Source organism: Rossellomorea vietnamensis NBRC 101237 (genome assembly GCF_001591825.1).
Classification (GTDB): domain Bacteria; phylum Bacillota; class Bacilli; order Bacillales; family Bacillaceae_B; genus Rossellomorea; species Rossellomorea vietnamensis.
Map to the genome: position 1 here is coordinate 1 of NZ_BCVQ01000066.1, position 17,525 is coordinate 17,525.

Annotated in this window: 16 protein-coding genes and 3 other annotated features; of the genes, 13 read left to right on the top strand and 3 right to left on the bottom strand. The window is 44.1% G+C overall.

Annotation, left to right across the window (positions count from 1 at the left end):
- Positions 1-27: 27 nt before the first annotated feature.
- Positions 28-1,578, bottom strand: a complete 1,551-nt coding sequence (locus BVI01S_RS20225) for a hypothetical protein (protein WP_061811369.1) — start codon at positions 1,576-1,578, stop codon at positions 28-30.
- A 338-nt stretch (positions 1,579-1,916) separates the two neighbouring features.
- Between BVI01S_RS20225 and BVI01S_RS20230 the strand changes: the two genes are divergently transcribed.
- The 11 genes from BVI01S_RS20230 to trpA all read left to right on the top strand — a co-directional run bounded on the left by BVI01S_RS20230 (position 1,917) and on the right by trpA (position 13,220).
- The gene (locus BVI01S_RS20230; protein WP_034758742.1) at positions 1,917-2,192 is read left to right on the top strand and encodes a YhdT family protein; all 276 of its coding nucleotides are present in this window, start codon (positions 1,917-1,919) and stop codon (positions 2,190-2,192) included.
- A complete protein-coding gene (panF, locus tag BVI01S_RS20235; protein WP_034758745.1) occupies positions 2,185-3,627 on the top strand; it encodes a sodium/pantothenate symporter in 1,443 nt (480 codons plus the stop codon). The genes BVI01S_RS20230 and panF overlap by 8 nt, the downstream gene beginning before the upstream one ends.
- Positions 3,628-3,701: 74 nt before the next feature.
- Positions 3,702-5,198: an FAD-dependent oxidoreductase gene (locus BVI01S_RS20240; RefSeq protein ID WP_061811370.1), complete on the top strand. Its 1,497-nt coding sequence runs from the start codon at positions 3,702-3,704 to the stop codon at positions 5,196-5,198.
- A 48-nt stretch (positions 5,199-5,246) separates the two neighbouring features.
- On the top strand, positions 5,247-6,104 hold the full coding sequence (locus tag BVI01S_RS20245; RefSeq protein WP_061811371.1) for a GNAT family N-acetyltransferase: 858 nt from the start codon (positions 5,247-5,249) through the stop codon (positions 6,102-6,104).
- 91 nt (positions 6,105-6,195) lie between these two features.
- Positions 6,196-6,442, top strand: a binding site (T-box leader).
- Between the two features lie 46 nt (positions 6,443-6,488).
- Positions 6,489-6,732, top strand: a binding site (T-box leader).
- A 73-nt stretch (positions 6,733-6,805) separates the two neighbouring features.
- Positions 6,806-8,203, top strand: a complete 1,398-nt coding sequence (gene trpE / locus BVI01S_RS20250; RefSeq protein WP_061811372.1) for an anthranilate synthase component I — start codon at positions 6,806-6,808, stop codon at positions 8,201-8,203.
- On the top strand, positions 8,200-8,811 hold the full coding sequence (locus BVI01S_RS20255) for an anthranilate synthase component II (RefSeq protein ID WP_034758755.1): 612 nt from the start codon (positions 8,200-8,202) through the stop codon (positions 8,809-8,811). The genes trpE and BVI01S_RS20255 overlap by 4 nt, the downstream gene beginning before the upstream one ends.
- Entirely contained in the window at positions 8,783-9,808 is a 1,026-nt protein-coding gene (gene trpD / locus BVI01S_RS20260; protein ID WP_061811373.1) for an anthranilate phosphoribosyltransferase, read from the top strand. The genes BVI01S_RS20255 and trpD overlap by 29 nt, the downstream gene beginning before the upstream one ends.
- Positions 9,809-10,597, top strand: coding sequence for an indole-3-glycerol phosphate synthase TrpC (gene trpC, locus BVI01S_RS20265; RefSeq protein WP_061811374.1), 789 nt, complete (start codon positions 9,809-9,811; stop codon positions 10,595-10,597).
- Entirely contained in the window at positions 10,594-11,205 is a 612-nt protein-coding gene (locus BVI01S_RS20270) for a phosphoribosylanthranilate isomerase (protein ID WP_061811375.1), read from the top strand. Before trpC ends, BVI01S_RS20270 begins: the two co-directional genes overlap by 4 nt.
- Before the next feature lie 28 nt (positions 11,206-11,233).
- Positions 11,234-12,436 (top strand): tryptophan synthase subunit beta, encoded by a 1,203-nt coding sequence (gene trpB, locus BVI01S_RS20275; protein ID WP_061811376.1) that lies wholly within the window; start codon positions 11,234-11,236, stop codon positions 12,434-12,436.
- Positions 12,429-13,220, top strand: a complete 792-nt coding sequence (gene trpA, locus BVI01S_RS20280; RefSeq protein WP_061811377.1) for a tryptophan synthase subunit alpha — start codon at positions 12,429-12,431, stop codon at positions 13,218-13,220. Before trpB ends, trpA begins: the two co-directional genes overlap by 8 nt.
- 56 nt (positions 13,221-13,276) lie before the next feature.
- Here the strand turns inward: trpA and BVI01S_RS20285 are convergent, their stop codons facing one another.
- Positions 13,277-13,873, bottom strand: coding sequence for a class I SAM-dependent DNA methyltransferase (locus tag BVI01S_RS20285; RefSeq protein ID WP_061811378.1), 597 nt, complete (start codon positions 13,871-13,873; stop codon positions 13,277-13,279).
- A gap of 130 nt (positions 13,874-14,003) precedes the next feature.
- Positions 14,004-14,268: a binding site (T-box leader), on the top strand.
- A gap of 57 nt (positions 14,269-14,325) precedes the next feature.
- Here BVI01S_RS20285 and metG point away from each other — a divergent pair.
- The gene (metG, locus tag BVI01S_RS20290; protein ID WP_061811379.1) at positions 14,326-15,969 is read left to right on the top strand and encodes a methionine--tRNA ligase; all 1,644 of its coding nucleotides are present in this window, start codon (positions 14,326-14,328) and stop codon (positions 15,967-15,969) included.
- Position 15,970: 1 nt separating this feature from the next.
- Entirely contained in the window at positions 15,971-16,459 is a 489-nt protein-coding gene (locus BVI01S_RS20295) for a metallophosphoesterase family protein (RefSeq protein ID WP_061811381.1), read from the top strand.
- Between the two features lie 39 nt (positions 16,460-16,498).
- Here BVI01S_RS20295 and BVI01S_RS20300 read toward each other — a convergent pair whose 3' ends face one another.
- Positions 16,499-17,326, bottom strand: coding sequence for a GNAT family N-acetyltransferase (locus tag BVI01S_RS20300; protein WP_061811380.1), 828 nt, complete (start codon positions 17,324-17,326; stop codon positions 16,499-16,501).
- Positions 17,327-17,525: the final 199 nt, after the last annotated feature.

Below are 17,525 nucleotides of genomic sequence, written 5' to 3' on the forward strand. Positions count from 1 at the left end.
CGCTCAGGAGACCTGAGCGTTTTTGTATTAAAACAAATTAAAGATATACGGACCGATGGAAGTGACATATAGAAGAATATAGATTCCCATGAAATAAAATACTCCTCCGAATGTACCCCAGTCCGGATCTCTGCCAACTTTCCAAAGTAGTGCAGTAAGGATGCTGATTATCGCTAATAATACATACTCACTTCCCGTAAAGGTGAGATAGCCGGGAGCAGAAAAATAGAAATAATCTCCCATCGCCTTACTGATGAATGTCAGTGGCATAAGGATGAATAGAATGATCGAAGAATATTCCACCCAGTTGATTTCTTCTTTTTCAAACATATTCGGTTTGAACATATAAAGAAGGATCAAGACAAACAGGGAAGGAAGTACCCAATAAAACGAAACCAAAATAGTGACCAAACTGCTGAACAGCATGAGCACCGAGTTGTTCAAGGCTTCCTTTACGCTTCGTTTCGACCATTCCGTACTTTTGACAATGGCTTTTTCATCCTGTGAGGCGCCGAACAATTCATAATAATCACCGCCATAATCAAGCCATGCGATTTCTTGATCGGAAATCTGAAGCGGTGAATATGTAAAGTGCTTGCTTGTACTTATAGGAGTAGCCACAAACTGATTGGATTCACTGAAAGGTGCAACGTACAGACTGATGGTATTTTGTCCGCCTACTTTGTGGCTCTCGGATGTGAAGAGGATCGACCGCTTTCCATCGATGTCTGCAAACTGCACGGACCTCGGACTTTCCAATTTGAAGCCTGATTGGTCATTTGTAAATGCAACCTGGGCAGGCTTTATGATCGACGTTCCTATATCGCTCATGGGTGTTTCCAATTTCCATATCTTATAGGACAATGTACCTTGTGCACGCATTTCTTCATTGTACAATAGTGTTAATTGATTGTTTTCTTTTATGAAGGATAACCCGTTAATATGATGATTCGTCGCTGTTTTGACCACGGCAAACGGCTGCTTCACCAATTGTAATTCTTCATCTAAATAGTAAAGATGGGCATGTGTATCATCCTGCTTTATTTGTACTACGGCACTTCCGTCGTTTTCGACATAGGCATCAAGGACTTCATCAGGGAATCTGTAAACTTCCTTGCTGGAAAGATCAGCTGGAGAAAGAGAGTACAGGACTTCTTGTTTCCAGTAATAGATTGTGTTTGATGAAGTGCTGATTCCCGTTACGTTATCATCGATGGTCTTGTCTCCGGTGCCATCGGATGAAATGAGCTGATCACTCTTCACTTGTATGATCTTATTTCCATCCGTCCAAAAAGGCTTGCCCCTTGTCACGCTTATATTCAATGAACCTTCTTTATTTGGATTAAGTGATTCATCGAACGAAAATTGATCTACCTTTCCATTGCTTGCTAAGAATAATCCCTCCCCGTTATAGAAGACAAGCGGACGTTCCTCAGACGTATAGCCCAAAGGGATGGATCTGCTCCAATCGGGATCCGGCTGTTGTTTGACGTTCAGAAGCTGGTGAAAGAAAAGTGCACCAATCAGTAATAAAATGAAGACGATTGGTATTCCAAATGTTTTTAATTTTGCTCTCACATTCATTCCCCCTCATTCTCTCTCTTATAAACATGTGAGTACATTTTAGAATTTTACCACAATTCTTATTTTTGTTCACCAAATTTTTCCTTTAGGGACATTAACTTTTGTGTTGACTTTTATTTTTGGAGGGATTACAATGATATTGAAAATCATTCTCATTAAACAAAAGAGTTCCCCCTCTTTCAGATAGAGAGAATGGTTCATGATTACCCCCTTTTATTAGTTCAAAGAGCCAGGCCTGGAGCAATGCTTCAGGCCTGGCTTTTTCTTGCATTTCATATCATCATGTCGTAAATTGTTAAAGGATGTTTATTTACGGGGAGGGATAATAGAAAGTGAATCATAAGGATGACAGACGGTTTCGGATCGCCAACCACGAAGCATTAATTGGTGTTGCACTCGTTCTCATAAATTTTTTGTGGTGGTATGGATTTGCATTTGGACTCGGCGGACAGCCTGTATCGGAGTACGATTGGATCTTAGGGATGCCGGCATGGTTCTTCTATAGCTGTATTGTGGGATTTCTTCTTATGGTATTTTTAGTGATCATTGTGGTGAAATACTTTCTGACAGATATTCCGTTTGGTGATGAGGAGGATGGTCATGAATAATATGGCAATGATTCCCTTATTTGCCTTTTTGATTTTGATTTTCATAGTAGGGATTTATACCGCTAGAACTGTAAGCAGATCAGATTCATTTGTGCAGGAATATTTCCTCGGCAGCCGACAACTCGGAGGATTTATCCTCGCCATGACGATGATTGCTACATACGGCAGTGCCAGCAGCTTCATCGGTGGTCCGGGTGCTGCATATACATATGGGCTATCGTGGGTGCTCCTTGCCATGAGCCAGGTTGTGACAGGATATTTTGTTCTGCTTATACTCGGTAAGAAGTTTGCCATAATGTCAAGGAAGTATAAAGCCGTTACATTGATCGATTATTTACAGGGGAGATATGGAAGCAATAAGATAACGGTCCTTTCGGCCATCAGTATCATCTTGTTCTTATTTTCTGCCATGATAGCCCAGTGGGTAGGAGGGGCACGTTTAATCGAATCTTTGACGGGATTGAGCTATGAAACCGCTCTGTTCCTGTTTGCCATCTCCGTCCTGGTGTATGTGACGATCGGCGGTTTCCGCGCCGTGGCCATCACAGATGCGATCCAGGGAGTTGTCATGCTTGGAGGGACATTGATCCTGCTGATTGCTACTATCATGGCAGGTGGAGGAATGGAAAAGATCATGATGGAATTGCAGGCTGAAAATCCGAATTTACTAAGTCCTCATGGACCGAACGGTGAATTGAGTGCAAAGTATATTTCGTCTTTCTGGATCTTAGTGGGAGTGGGGGTTGTTGGGCTTCCACAAGTAGCCGTAAGGGCCATGAGCTATAAAAATTCCCGTTCTCTGCACAGGGCACTGATTATCGGCACGATTGTCGTGGGTTCGATCATGCTTGGCATGCATCTTATCGGCGTTCTGGCAAGAGTCGTCCTGCCGGGAATCGAAGTGGCGGACAAAGTCATGCCTCTCCTTGCGCTTGAGGTACTTCCTCCGTGGCTTGCTGGGATTGTTCTGGCAGCTCCCATGGCAGCCATCATGTCGACGGTGGATTCGTTGCTGTTGATTGTATCATCGGCCATCGTGAAAGATGTTTATATGAATTTCATCAATAAAGATGCAAAAGAAAAGCAGATCAAGACGATCAGCTTCTGGGTGACGAGTATTACAGGTATATTGGTTTTTCTTATGGCATTAAGCCCGCCTGAATTGATTATCTGGCTTAATTTATTTTCTTTTGGAGGTCTTGAAGCAGTCTTTATCTGGCCAATTGTACTCGGACTGTACTGGAAAAAGGGAAATAGTGCTGGTGCGCTTGCTTCCATGGTTTCAGGGTTGATGGCGTATATTTTATTTCATAGTTTTGCACCAAACTATCTAGATATGAATACGGTCATCTTTCCTATTATCATTTCCTTTTTCATGTATGTACTGGCTTCTTTAGCTACTCAATCGAAACTTCGGATGGATGGGTTTAAGTAACCCATCCATTTTTGTCTTTTCTAATGCAATACAGTACATTGAATAGTAATAAATGACAGATTGGGTGAAGGAATATGGAACATTCTGTAGTCGTGGTCGGAGGAGGGATCGGGGGGCTCACTGCTGCTGCCCTCCTTGGAAGTGCCGGGTATCATGTACATGTCCTTGAAGCTTCAAGGGAATGGGGAGGCTGTGCCGGGAAGTTCCAACGGGGAGAAGCGTTATTTCCAGTCGGGGCGACTCTTGGAATGGGTTTCGAAACTGGGGGTATTCATCAACGCATCTTCCAGTACCTCGGCATTGAGTTGCCGTCGACTCAACTCCTTGAGCGGGTAATGGACGTTCATCTTCCGGAGGTTAGCTTAACTTTCCATCAGAATCGGAAATCGCATGTAAATGGGTTGATGAAAGCGTTTCCTGATCGTGCAGATAAAATTGCCTGTTACTTCAAGGATTTGTACAGGATCGCAAAAAAAATACGGAGACTCGTGGATTCCCTGCCCATCCTTCCGCCGAGGACGCTAAGAGAGTGGAAGGAGCTCATTATGAGCCTGAATCTGGGTTCACTGACCCTTCTGCCAGGCTTTCAAAAGACCATGCTCGATCTGCTGAAAAAACATGACCTGCATGTCCACACATCCTTCAAACATTTTATTGATGGACAGCTGATCGACAGTATGCAGGTGGAGAGCGACCAATGTTCGTTACTGATAGGATGCCTGGCACTTGATATGTATCATGAGGGGGCCTTCTACCTTGAAGGTGGCTTATATCGCATAGCCGAATGTCTGGTCGATGCATCGGTATCGCGTGGGGTTAAAGCGACCCTGGGGAGGAAAGTGGTAAGCATTACACGTGATGAGCATCTTCAGGAGTGGATCGTCTCTGATCATAGAGGGAATGAATATCATGCCAATCATGTCATATGCAACGTTCCTGTCAAGTCACTCAAGAATCTATTCCCTGACGAATATGCACCAATGATTAAAACCTATTTGAAAGGAAAAGAAAGAGAGCCTGTGTGGGGGACCATGACCCTTTATATGTTATTGAAAGAAGAATCACTTCTGAATACTCTCCCCCTGTTTACGCAAATTTGCACAAGCAACAGTGGTAATATGACGGAAGGAGACCATCTGTTCTTATCATTATCCCATCCGGATGACCGGCAGCGCGCGCCGGAAGGATTCCGTACTATGACGGTATCAACCCATACAAAATTAGAGAATTGGGACTCAAGAGAAAAATATGATTGGTACAAGGAGAATCTTAAAGAGAAGATGCTGGATTCAATAGAGATGGTCATACCCACCATTAGAAGTAGTCTGATAGAATTCTACCCGGGTGCTCCAAAGGCGTGGGAACGATATACAGGGCGGCCCGGCGGGATTGTAGGGGGATTCCCACAAACCAATGATCACGCTCTCTTCAACAGTCTATCGCACAGGACTCCACTTGAGAATGTCTGGATGTGTGGAGATTCTGTCTTCCCAGGTGCGGGGACCATCGGGGTGTCTGTCAGTGGGTATCATGTCTTTCACTCTATCACAGGGTATAAGCTTCCCATATAAAGCAGGAATCAGGATCTCATATGTAGAATGTTGTGATGGGGTGATAATATGTATAAGCTGACACAGTATGAAGACCCAATAGCCTTCCATGATAAGGTTCATTCTCTCCTTATGGAGGATGAGGCAGCGAATAATCTGCCGTTGGGACTATTGAATACCATGAAAACAAGTGACAAATATAGAGATCCACTTCTGCTTTTGGTGGAAAATGAGGATGACAAGGCAGTGGGATCATTCATCATGACTCCTCCTCATTATCTTGTCGTTACCCTGAAAGTAGGGAAGGATGACATCCAGGCAATAGCCGAACGGCTCAATACGTTTTGTGAGGATTCCGGGATCACGATCCCCGGTTTTGTTGCTGAGAAAGAAACCGCACTTCAACTGACCCATGCATGGTGTCACGCTACGGGGAAGGGTTTCACCATCCGTATGAACCAACGTGTGTATCAATTGAATGAAGTGAATGATATCCAGTTGAGTGAAGGGGAAATGGTCCCGGTTCGTTCAGGTCAAGAGGGGCTCCTGTCCAAGTGGATCAGCGAATTTGTCGCAGATACAGAAGTCATAACTTTATCGGGTGATGAAGCGCTCAAAAGGGCGAAAGATATGATTCATAATGAACGTTATGTGTTCTTTTGGGAAGTGGCCGGACAGCCTGTTTCCATGGCAAGGGGGGCAAGAAGAACAGAAAACGGGATTACCGTAAATTTTGTCTATACCCCAACCGAATTCAGGAAGAAGGGATACGCCTCTTCTGTTGTAGCAGAACTGAGCCGTCTGTTACTGCATGAACACTCCTTTTGTTCCCTCTACACGGACCTGGATAATCCTACATCGAACAAAATCTATATGGATATCGGTTATAAACCAGTCTGTGATTCCATGATGATCACCATTGTGTGAACCAATCAGCACAAGTTGGAATAGAATATGAATTAAATGGTTGACATCGTGAGAAAAAGCGATTAGTATAATAAACAATCAATTAAATGAGCGAATGGCTTTGACGAAGAGGAGTACCTATAATCGACACTTAAGAGAGCTGGTGGTTGGTGTGAACCAGTGTGATCGGTACTAGGGAATGGACTTCCGAGCTTCCAAACCGAAACCTTAGGGAAGTAGGCTTTGGCGAATGTCTTATCGTTACAAAAGACGCGTATTAGAGCATTTTGCTCCGATACGATTGAGTGGACTGTTGAAGCAGTCAACAAAGGTGGCACCACGGGTATCCCGTCCTTTCTTTTTATAAGATAAGGATTGGGATGCTTTTTTTTATTCTTTTATATTGATAAATCGTTGAATAAGAGGAGTACATTCAAGTGATGCATAACAGGGAGTTAAGGACAGTGAGACCTTAGCATGATAGCTTGTCTGGAATGGACTTATGAGAGATGATCTGAATGAAGTAGGGTCGTACGGATTTCCACCGTTAAAAGGATAGAGTATCGGGTGATTAACCCCGTACTTGAACCAAGAGGGGGTATAAGTATATCCCAATAGAGGTGGCACCGCGGTCAGCATCGTCCTCTATGAACAGTATTTCTGTTCATAGGGGACTTTTTTTATGGACTTTTTAAAAGGTGAAAGCGAATGGGAGGATATCAATGATGAAGCACCAAGATTTGAACTATGTCGTGAAAGAATTGAATGGTGATATGTTCACACCAATATCACTCTTTCAATCCCTAAAGGGGAAGAAGAAATTTTTATTGGAGAGTTCGCTGAAACACGAACAATCCGGTCGCTATTCTTTTGTTGGAAGCGATCCGTTCATGGAATGTAAAGCATATGGGGATACCGTACAAATTATAAAAACGTCTACTGATCGAGTAGAGGAACGAACAGGGGACCCCGTCGAGATGATTCAAACCCTTATTCCCCACGTTCCTTTAGAAGATGCACCCTTTCCTTTTACAGGTGGAGGGGTTGGATATGTAGGATATGATGTGATCAGACATTACGAGGAAATCGGCATCACCCCCGATGACGAATTGGAGATGCCGGACATTCATCTCATGTTCTATGAAAAAGTCATTGTCTTTGATCACCTTGAGCATAAAGTATACATCATTGTCATGAATGAATGGACAGAAGAAATGGGAGTGGATCTACAGGAAAAAGTGAAAGAAACCGAAGAAGAGCTGACAAATGTGTATTTGGACACAAACAAAGAAAAACTGGATCGTCTTTCCTTTCATGCTCGAACGTCAAAAGATGAATATATGAAAAGAGTGGAAAGAGCGAAGCAGTCGATTCAGGAAGGAGAAATCTTTCAAGTGGTGCTTTCCCAAAGACTGCAGGCATCCTTTTCCGGAGATCCTTTTACATTCTATAGAGGCTTGAGGCAATCCAATCCGTCACCCTATATGTTCTTCATCGACTTTGAAGAGTACGTCGTATTGGGGGCCTCCCCAGAAAGCATGTTGAAGGTACAGGGCAGTCAGATCACAACGAATCCCATTGCAGGTACAAGGCGCAGAGGGAATACCGATGAAGAAGATGGAAAGCTTGAGAGGGAGCTGCTATCGGATGAAAAGGAAATGGCTGAGCATCGAATGCTTGTGGACTTAGGCAGGAATGATCTCGGAAGGATTTGTGAAATCGGATCCATCCGACTAACCAAGTACTTAACCATTGAGAGGTACAAATATGTGATGCACATCGTTTCAGAGGTGAAGGGGAAATTGAAGGAAGAAGTACCCCCCCTTGAAGCATTAACAGGCTGTTTGCCTGCTGGAACAGTGAGCGGAGCACCAAAGATCAGGGCCATGCAGATCATCAATGATCTTGAAACGACAAAACGTGGAGTATACTCAGGTGCTGTCGGATATATCGGGGTCAACGGCAATCTGGACTTTGCCCTGGCGATCCGAACAATGGTCGTGAAAGATGGTGTTGCCAGTGTTCAAGCAGGGGCAGGCATCGTGTATGATTCAGATCCGGAATCTGAGTATGAAGAAACGCTGAATAAAGCGAAATCATTATTGGAGGTGACGGGATGATTCTACTCATTGATAACTATGATTCGTTTACGTATAACCTGTATCAATATATTGAAGAACTTGGTGAAAGGGTAGTGGTCAGACGGAATGATGCGATTTCATTAGAAGAAATAAAAAAACTGGATCCTTCAGGGATCATTCTTTCTCCTGGACCAGGTAAGCCTGAAAATGCGGGTATTTGCACCTCGATTATACAGAATCTTCACGCTAGTGTGCCGATTCTCGGCGTTTGTCTCGGTCATCAGGCAATCGGGGCAGCCTTTGGGGCAACCATTGAAATAGCTGAAAGGGTCATGCATGGAAAGACCTCACTTATCAAACATAGTGGTGAAGGGATATTTGAATATTTGCCACAGCCGTTGGAAGTGATGAGGTACCATTCACTGGTCATCAAAAAAGGGACTCTGCCAGAACCACTGGAGACAGTTGCCCTTTCCATGGATGACGGGGAAATCATGGCCATCAAGCATATGAGATCTCCTTTGTTTGGGGTTCAATTCCATCCAGAGTCCATCGGGACGAAAACAGGGAAGAAGATCATTCAAAACTTTTTAGACGAGATGAGAAAGGGGAATAACCGTGAAAAGATATCTACAAAAGCTGTCTGATGGTCATTCATTAGAAAAAGATGAGATGAGGGGAGCCGTTCAGGAATTATTCAAGGAAGACACGACCGAAAGTCAAATAGCCTGTTTCTTGACCCTGTTGAAAATGAAGGGGGAAACAGTGGGGGAAATGACAGCCCTGGTTGAAGTGCTCCGAGAGAAGGCATTACCCGTAACCAGCACCGTAAAGGATGTATTGGATAACTGCGGGACAGGTGGGGATGGATCGCAGAGCTTTAATATCAGTACAACAAGCGCATTTGTATTGGCAGGGGCAGGCGTCAAAGTCGCAAAGCACGGAAATCGGAGCATATCAAGCAGGACCGGTAGTGCAGATGTGTTGGAACATCTGGGCATCTCATTGGACTTTCAGGCAGATGAAGTAGAAAATCTCCTGAATGAAACCAATATCGCCTTCCTCTATGCCCCTCATATTCATTCGGGGCTGAAAAAAATCATGAAGGTACGGAAAGAATTGAAAATCCCGACCATCTTTAATCTGATTGGTCCACTAACCAATCCCGTTCAATTGGAAACCCAGCTGGTCGGGGTGTACAGAAGAGATAAGCTGGAAACGATGGCACGTGTCTTACGTGAATTGGGAAGAAAGCGGGCAATCGTTTTGAATGGGGCGGACTACATGGATGAAGCGTCACTTGCGGGTGAAAATCATCTTGTCCTTATGGAGAATGGTGAAATCAGCTCATTTACATTATCAGGGGACGAGGTCGGGCTCCCATCTTATACCCTTGAAGAGATAAAAGGAGGAGATGCACGGGACAATGCCCGCATCTTACAGGACGTCTTACAAGGGAAAGAAGGAGCCTATACGGATACGGTCCTATTCAACGCAGGAATCGCCTTAGTTGCTCATGGTAAAGCTTCGACCTTTGCAGAAGGAGTGAAACTGGCAAGGGAAAGTATAGAAAGCGGACGGGCAAATGACGCGCTCTCATCCCTTGTACACTATAGCCGACAACGACGAAAGCAGGTGATTTGAGTGGCAACCATTTTAGAAACCATCATTGAAAAGAAGAAAGAAGAAGTGACCAACTTAAAACAATCCGGATATCAATCCTTTCATAATCAAAGCATTCCGACCGCATCACTATACGAAACGCTTAAATCGGCTTCCTCCCTACAAGTCATAGCTGAAATCAAGCGGGCATCACCATCAAAAGGCGATATCCGGACAGAAGTCGATCCGGAATTACAGGCCGCTATCTATGAAGAAGCTGGAGCATGCGCCATATCTGTTCTGACGGATACACCATTTTTCAAGGGGAGGATGGGGGATCTTGCGAATGTTCGAAGATCCGTATCGATCCCGATTCTGTGTAAGGACTTTATCATCGATGAAATCCAAATCGATCGTGCCAGGGATGCAGGGGCGAATGTGATTCTTCTAATTGTGGCTGCACTGGATTTCACCAGACTTAGGGAATTATATTCTTATGCATCAAATCTTGGACTGGAGGTTCTTGTAGAAGTTCACAAGGAGGAAGAAATGATGGACGCCTTAGAACTCGGTGCCACTATAATCGGGGTGAATAATCGGAACCTGAAAACCTTTGAAGTGGATCTATTGATCACTGAAACACTGGCATCGATGGTGAAGGGAAGGGACGTCGTACTTATTAGTGAAAGTGGGATCAGAGATGAGTCGGATTCAAGGAGAGTGAAAGATGCAGGGGCACAAGGGATCCTCGTCGGGGAAACGTTAATGAGAAGTACAGATCCCGCCGCTACCCTCTCCGCTCTCAAGGTTGAAAAAGGTGAGAAGAAATGACGAAAGTCAAGGTCTGCGGCATCAGAAGACAAGTAGAAGCCGAGTGGGCACTGGAAGCGGGAGCCGATGCGATAGGGTTCGTGTTTGCCGAGAGTAAAAGGAAAGTCGATGTTGAGAAAGCGGCCGAGATCAGCAAATCCGTTTCTCCAGATCTATTGAAAATCGGTGTGTTTGTAAATGAATCAGTAGAAAGAATGGAAGAAATCTTTCATCTCGTTCAGCTCGATTATGTTCAGCTGCACGGGGATGAATCAGTGGAATTCTGTGAAACTCTCAATCTCCCTTTTATCAAGGCGATTTCGGTGAAGGAAAGAAATGATATAGAAGGTATCGATGAATTTCCGGGAGAGATGGTTTTGTTGGATAGCGGAAAGGGACCCCATCGTGGTGGCAATGGCACCACATTCAATTGGGATTATGCACATTCCATCAACATTCCTCAGCAGCTGATTCTTGCAGGAGGATTAAATCCGGACAATGTCAGGGAAGCCATCACAAAGGTCCGTCCCTACATGGTGGATGTCTCGAGTGGGGTTGAGACGGATGGGAAGAAGGACCGGTTAAAGATGGAAGCATTTATTAGGGAAGCGAAATCAGTACTTGTATAAAATGAAAACAGTGAATGGAGGAAGAAGAATGTTATATGCACAACCAGATCATAAAGGCCTATTCGGTCAATTCGGTGGAAGGTTCGTTCCTGAGTCATTGATGAAAGCCGTTCAGGAACTCGAGTCCGCTTACGATGAAGCAATCAATGATGTACGTTTTCAAGAAAAGCTGCAAAGTTACTTGAAGGACTATGTAGGAAGAGAGAATCCTCTCTACTTTGCAGAAAACCTCAGCAGGCAGGTAGGGGGAGCTAAAATCTATCTGAAGCGGGAAGATTTGAATCACACAGGTGCCCATAAAATCAACAACACGATCGGTCAGGCCCTTCTTGCTGAACGGATGGGGAAAAGAAAAGTCGTAGCAGAAACGGGAGCTGGTCAACATGGGGTCGCAACCGCCACCGTATGTGCCCTATTAAACCTTGATTGTGTCATTTTCATGGGTGCGGAAGATATCCGCAGGCAGAAGCTGAATGTATTCAGGATGGAGTTGCTGGGTGCAAAGGTAATCAGCGTCACCCAGGGAAGTGCCACATTGAAGGATGCCGTGAATGAAGCGCTGCGTTACTGGGTAGCCAATGTTGAAGACACTCACTATATAATGGGGTCCGTTTTAGGTCCACACCCATTTCCAAAGATGGTCCGGGACTTCCAAAGTATCATTGGAAAAGAAACGAAAAAACAATTCTTTGAAAAAGAAAAATGTCTTCCAAATGCCATCGTGGCATGTGTCGGAGGAGGAAGCAACGCCATTGGAATGTTCCACCCGTTTATTGAAGACAAAGAAGTGGACTTATACGGTGTCGAAGCAGCCGGAAGCGGTATTGAAACAGATAAGCATGCCGCCACCTTAACGAAAGGATCTGTTGGAATCCTTCATGGTAGCATGATGTATCTCCTACAGAATGAAGAAGGGCAGGTACAGGAAGCCCATTCCATTTCTGCAGGACTTGACTACCCAGGTGTCGGGCCAGAGCACAGCTATTTAAAAGAGATTGACAGAGTCCGCTATGCTTCCATTTCTGACGGTGAAGCGCTGGACGCCTTCAAACAATTATCACAGACGGAAGGGATCATTCCTGCACTCGAAAGCTCCCATGCCGTAGCTTATGCGGTGAAGCTTGCTGAAGGCATGACAAAGGATCAATCCATCGTCATATGTCTATCCGGAAGAGGAGATAAAGATGTTGAACAAGTAAAAGAGTTATTGGGAGGTAGTCAGCATGGGTAAAAAATTTCTGGAGAGCAGCCTTGAAGCAGAATTAAAGCGTGGGAATAAATTGTTCATTCCCTATATAATGGCGGGAGACGGTGGCATAGACACATTGATAACAACTTTAAAGAAACTTGAAGAAGGTGGGGCGACGGCCATTGAAGTTGGTATTCCGTTCTCTGATCCCGTTGCCGATGGACCGACGATCCAAGAAGCGGGTAAAAGAGCATTGGAGAAGGGGACAACACTTCAAAGTGTGTTCGACGTATTGATGGAGGGAAGGGAAGAAGTTGGAATTCCCCTGATATTTATGACGTATATCAATCCGATTTACAAATATGGTGTAGAACGATTCTTCGACGATTGTAAAAAGGCTGGTGTAGATGGAGTGATCATTCCTGATCTGCCACTGGAGCATTACGATTTGGTTAAGCAGCCTTCGAAGGAAAAAGAAATAGCCATCATCCAATTGGCAACCCTCACCAGCCCTTTGGAAAGAGTGAAGAAATTAGCCTCTGTGACAGAAGGTTTCCTCTATGCCGTAACGATTAATGGAATCACTGGAACAAGAGAGGGGTTTGCCGAGAATATATCCCGTCATTTAAACAAGCTTAAGAGCAACAGTCCGGTTCCGGTTCTGGCGGGATTTGGGATATCGAGCCCCGAACATGTCCGCAGTATGAGTGAAAGCTGTGATGGGGTAGTGGTCGGAAGTAAAATTATAGACCTTATTCAAAAAGACTCATTTGATGAAATCAGGGAGTTAATCGGAGCATCAAAGACAGGAGCTTTTCACTCGTGAATTCATATATCTACAGCCGATCCTAAAAGGGTCGGCTGTTTCCTTGATATGATGAATTATTTTACACCTTTTATGGAGACAGTCAGTGCCGGGCTAACATCTTTATAGGATAGTGAAATATGTTTAAAGCCGGTTTCCTGTAGAGCCTGTGAAATTTCTTCACCATAACGTCGGGCTTTGCTGTCCCGCTCTTCATCTCCCCGGGGCTGAACGGTAATAAGGAGGGTGCCACCGGTTTTTAGCATCTTGTATAAATGGCTGAGTGCCTGCTTCTGATCATTCCATAAAGGGTAATTATTAACGGAAAAGATTCGATCGTATTGAGCATCGTTTAAGTCGAATTGACTGATATCCTGAACAAACAGGCGAACCCTGCCTTTCTCGATAGCTTTTTGATTCTTGTTTTCAGCCGCTTCTTTCATTGTTTCAGAAAGATCGACCCCGTCCACAAAGGTATCAGGGAATCGATTGGAAATTTGCTTAATACAATATCCCGGCCCATATCCCACTTCAAGAACACGATCGCCATTTTCGATGGACAGTTGTTTGATGGACCAATTGTTGATCTTCCGATTATCAAACTCCATTACTTTCCCCACAACCCAGCCCAGGATTCCTTTCGGACGCTTAAATTGTTTCTGTAGCGTAAACAACAGGGCATCACCTCATTTCCTTTATTTTAAAATGAACGTTCTATTTTTCAATTTTCCACGAAACCTGTGAAGTAAAACCTTGACGGGAATGTTGCAATTTTTTGAAAAAGTGGCATAATATAATCAAATCTAATTTGCGTTGATGAGAAGAGTACATAGTGAAAGCCCCTTATCAGAGAGCTTCGGAAGCTGAAAAGAAGCAGGGAGATTCCCTATGGAAAATGGTCTCGGAGCATTCTACTCGAACCAATGGGGTGTAGGGTAGAACGGGGTTGGGCGTCCGTTATCACTGCCACGGTATAAGGGCTTATCTTGCTCCGTACTTGTTGAGGTAGTCTTGCGTGAGCAAGCTATAAACTAAGGTGGTACCACGAGCTTAACCCCTCGTCCTTGGATGTCTTTCGATATCCGCAGGACGAGGGGTTTTTATTTATATCGAGGAGGAAAACATTATGACTGTTTTTATAGGAGGGGCTTGGCCATACGCCAATGGCTCCCTGCATTTGGGACACATCGCTGCATTGCTGCCGGGTGATATCATTGCCCGTTATTACCGTTTGAAAGGGGAAAGGGTTCTGTATGTTTCAGGGAGCGACTGCAACGGCACCCCGATCGGGATTCGGGCGGCGCAAGTTGGGATAAAGGTTGAAGAAGTGGCAAATCGCTACCATGAGGAGTTTGTCCGCTCCTTTCAATCCCTGGGATTCAGCTATGATGAGTACACAAGGACGGATCACCCTCATCATCATGAGGAGGTACAAAGGATCTTCACCCTCCTTTATGAAAATGGGTGGCTTTATGAAAAGGAAATAGAGCAAGTGTACTGTGTTCATGATCAGCGGTTCTTGCCTGACCGGTTCGTGGAAGGAACCTGTCCGGTCTGCGGTGCGAAGGCGAGGGGAGATCAATGCGATCATTGTTCGACCGTACTGGATCCAACAGACTTATTGAATGGAATTTGTAAAATTTGCGGTGAGGAACCGGTCCTGAAAACGACCACCCATTTATACTTTGCCCTTTCTAAATTCCAGCAACCATTAGAGAGGCTGATAAAGGAACAGAAAGGAAAGTGGAGGGATAATGCCGTCCAGCTTACAAGGCGCTACCTTAAAGAAGGATTGAAGGACCGCCCGGTTACAAGAGATTTGGAAAATGGGGTGGAGGTTCCGATTGAGGGATTCCGAGATAAGAAGATTTATGTGTGGATCGAAGCGGTGTGTGGATATTTGAGTGCATCAAAGAAATGGGCCGGAGAGGGGAATGAAAGCCTGAAAGAGTTTTGGGCTAAAGATACACTCTCTTATTATGTACATGGAAAAGATAATATTCCATTTCATACGATCATCTGGCCAGCCGTCCTTCTGGGGATGAATGAAGAAACCCATTTACCGGGTCACATTGTCTCAAATGAGTATCTGACATTGGAGAAAAGGAAAATATCGACGAGCCAGAATTGGGCTGTCTGGGTAAAGGATCTTCTCAGTGATTACCATCCTGATACGATTCGTTATTTTCTGACGATCAATGCACCCGAGAAGAGAGATGCAGACTTTTCATGGAGAGAATTTATTTATAGCCATAACAGTGAACTTCTCGGTGCTTTCGGAAATCTTGTTCAACGTACAGTGAAATTCTATAAGAAAGAATTCGGTGACAACCTGACTGTAACCAAAGTAGATGAGAGGGTCCATCAAAAAGTCGAAGAGGTATTCTCATCCGTCGGTCACTGGATTGAATCAGGAAGTACGAGACAGGGGCTTGAAGAAGTATTTGAATTCATAAGGTGGTGTAATAAACGTTTTGATGAACAGAAGCCATGGGTAATAGTGAAAGAAAACAGGGAAGAAGGAAAAAGGGTACTTGAGGAATTCCTTTATTTCATCAGTAATCTTAGAAGCATTCTCGAGCCTTTTATACCTTTTACAGCTTCAAAGGTCGGGGAGCAGTTGGGGATGACCCATCAACCACTATGGGAAAGTGTATCCCTCCCCTTGAAGCTGGCAATAGAAAATGCTTTACCATTGTTCAAGCGGATTGATTTGGAATGGATCGATATAGAAAGGGAAAAGCTGAATGGAAAATCCAAAGGAGAATGAAATGAAAATCGTCATTGTTTCTGACACTCATATGCCGGGAAAAGGAAGGGGACTCCCTCCCATCCTTCAGAAAGATCTTATGGAGAGTGATCTCATCATTCATGGGGGGGATTTCGGGACCCATGATGTATATATGGAATTCATGGGGTACGGGGAATTGATTGCCGTTGCTGGAAATGTCGATGACCCTGAACTTCAATCCCTTCTCCCGAAAAGAAGGATCATAGAAAGAAAGGGCATGAAGATCGGTATAACGCATGGGGACGGAAAGGGGAAGACCACTGAAAAAAGGGCTCTGGAAGCCTTTGACGATATGGATGTGGATGTAATCATCTTCGGTCACTCCCACATACCCTATTCCCGCTTTATGAAAGGAGTCTTCTTGTTCAACCCAGGCTCTCCCACCGATAAACGGAAGCTACCATATTATTCCCACGGTGTATTGACAATCGGAGACACCTGGAAGATCGAGCACATATTTTATAAATAAAAAGTAAAAGCACAGTGGCTGAACTGTGCTTTTTTTTCATTATTTAATGGGATATTGATAATACTCTTGACTATAAAAGGTTTGGAAACCACTTGATTCATAGAGATTCAGTGCCTTGCTGTTCGCTGCAGCCACATCAAGGTATATATCATCGGTCCACTTGGATTCCTGCATCACGACCTGTGACAATGCTTTTCTGCCGATTCCCTTTCCTTGAAAAGATGGGAAGACGGCAAACCCATAAATGAAACTTTTATTGTCCGCACGTTGAACCCTTATCTTGCCGACCACTTTTTCATCATGGATGATCATAAGATTTCCTTCCCTGGACTCTTCGAATAGCCTCTTGGTATAGGATTCAGCATCACTTCTGACAATCCCGAAACAGGTTTCATCAAGGTCGATGATGGTTTCGATATCTTGTTCATCCGCTGTTTTGATCCCGACAGAAACAGAATCTATGACCAACTCTTTTTTATTCCATTTCATTTCATATTCCGTGAAATCATAGACAGCATCCGTATGTGATATAAACCCTTTTCCAGACGTCGAAGATCCCGGAATATTGAGTAAGAGCGTGTTGACCGGTCGGGATTTTAAAGAGTGCAGTGCTTTTTGAAACAGTTCCTGGAACAGGTGCTGACGACGGAAATGAGGATGGATCATACCACATATTTCGTAGGAATCACCAAATCCGTATATTCCTAAAAATCCGACCAGACGGCCCTCCTTATATAGAAGGAAATCATCTTGATCGTTCTTTCTTTTTTTTAGCATTTCCCAATTCAATTTTAAGTTTATCTCTTCAAAATCCTCGCAGACATCCTGAAGATCCTTTATATCTTGAAATTGTGTAGAAGTAAGCATTCGTTATCCCCCTTTTCCTAAAAGAGAAAGAATTTTCTTATTTGATTTTATTTTATGAGCATTATTTATACAAGAGAATCTTGTTATTTCATAGGAAATACAGGCAGGGACAAAAGTGTTTAGTTAAAAGGATATCCGAACAATCATTCGGATTGATCCATTTAATATAGGGAGTAATGGTTGATTTCCGCTCCAGGTG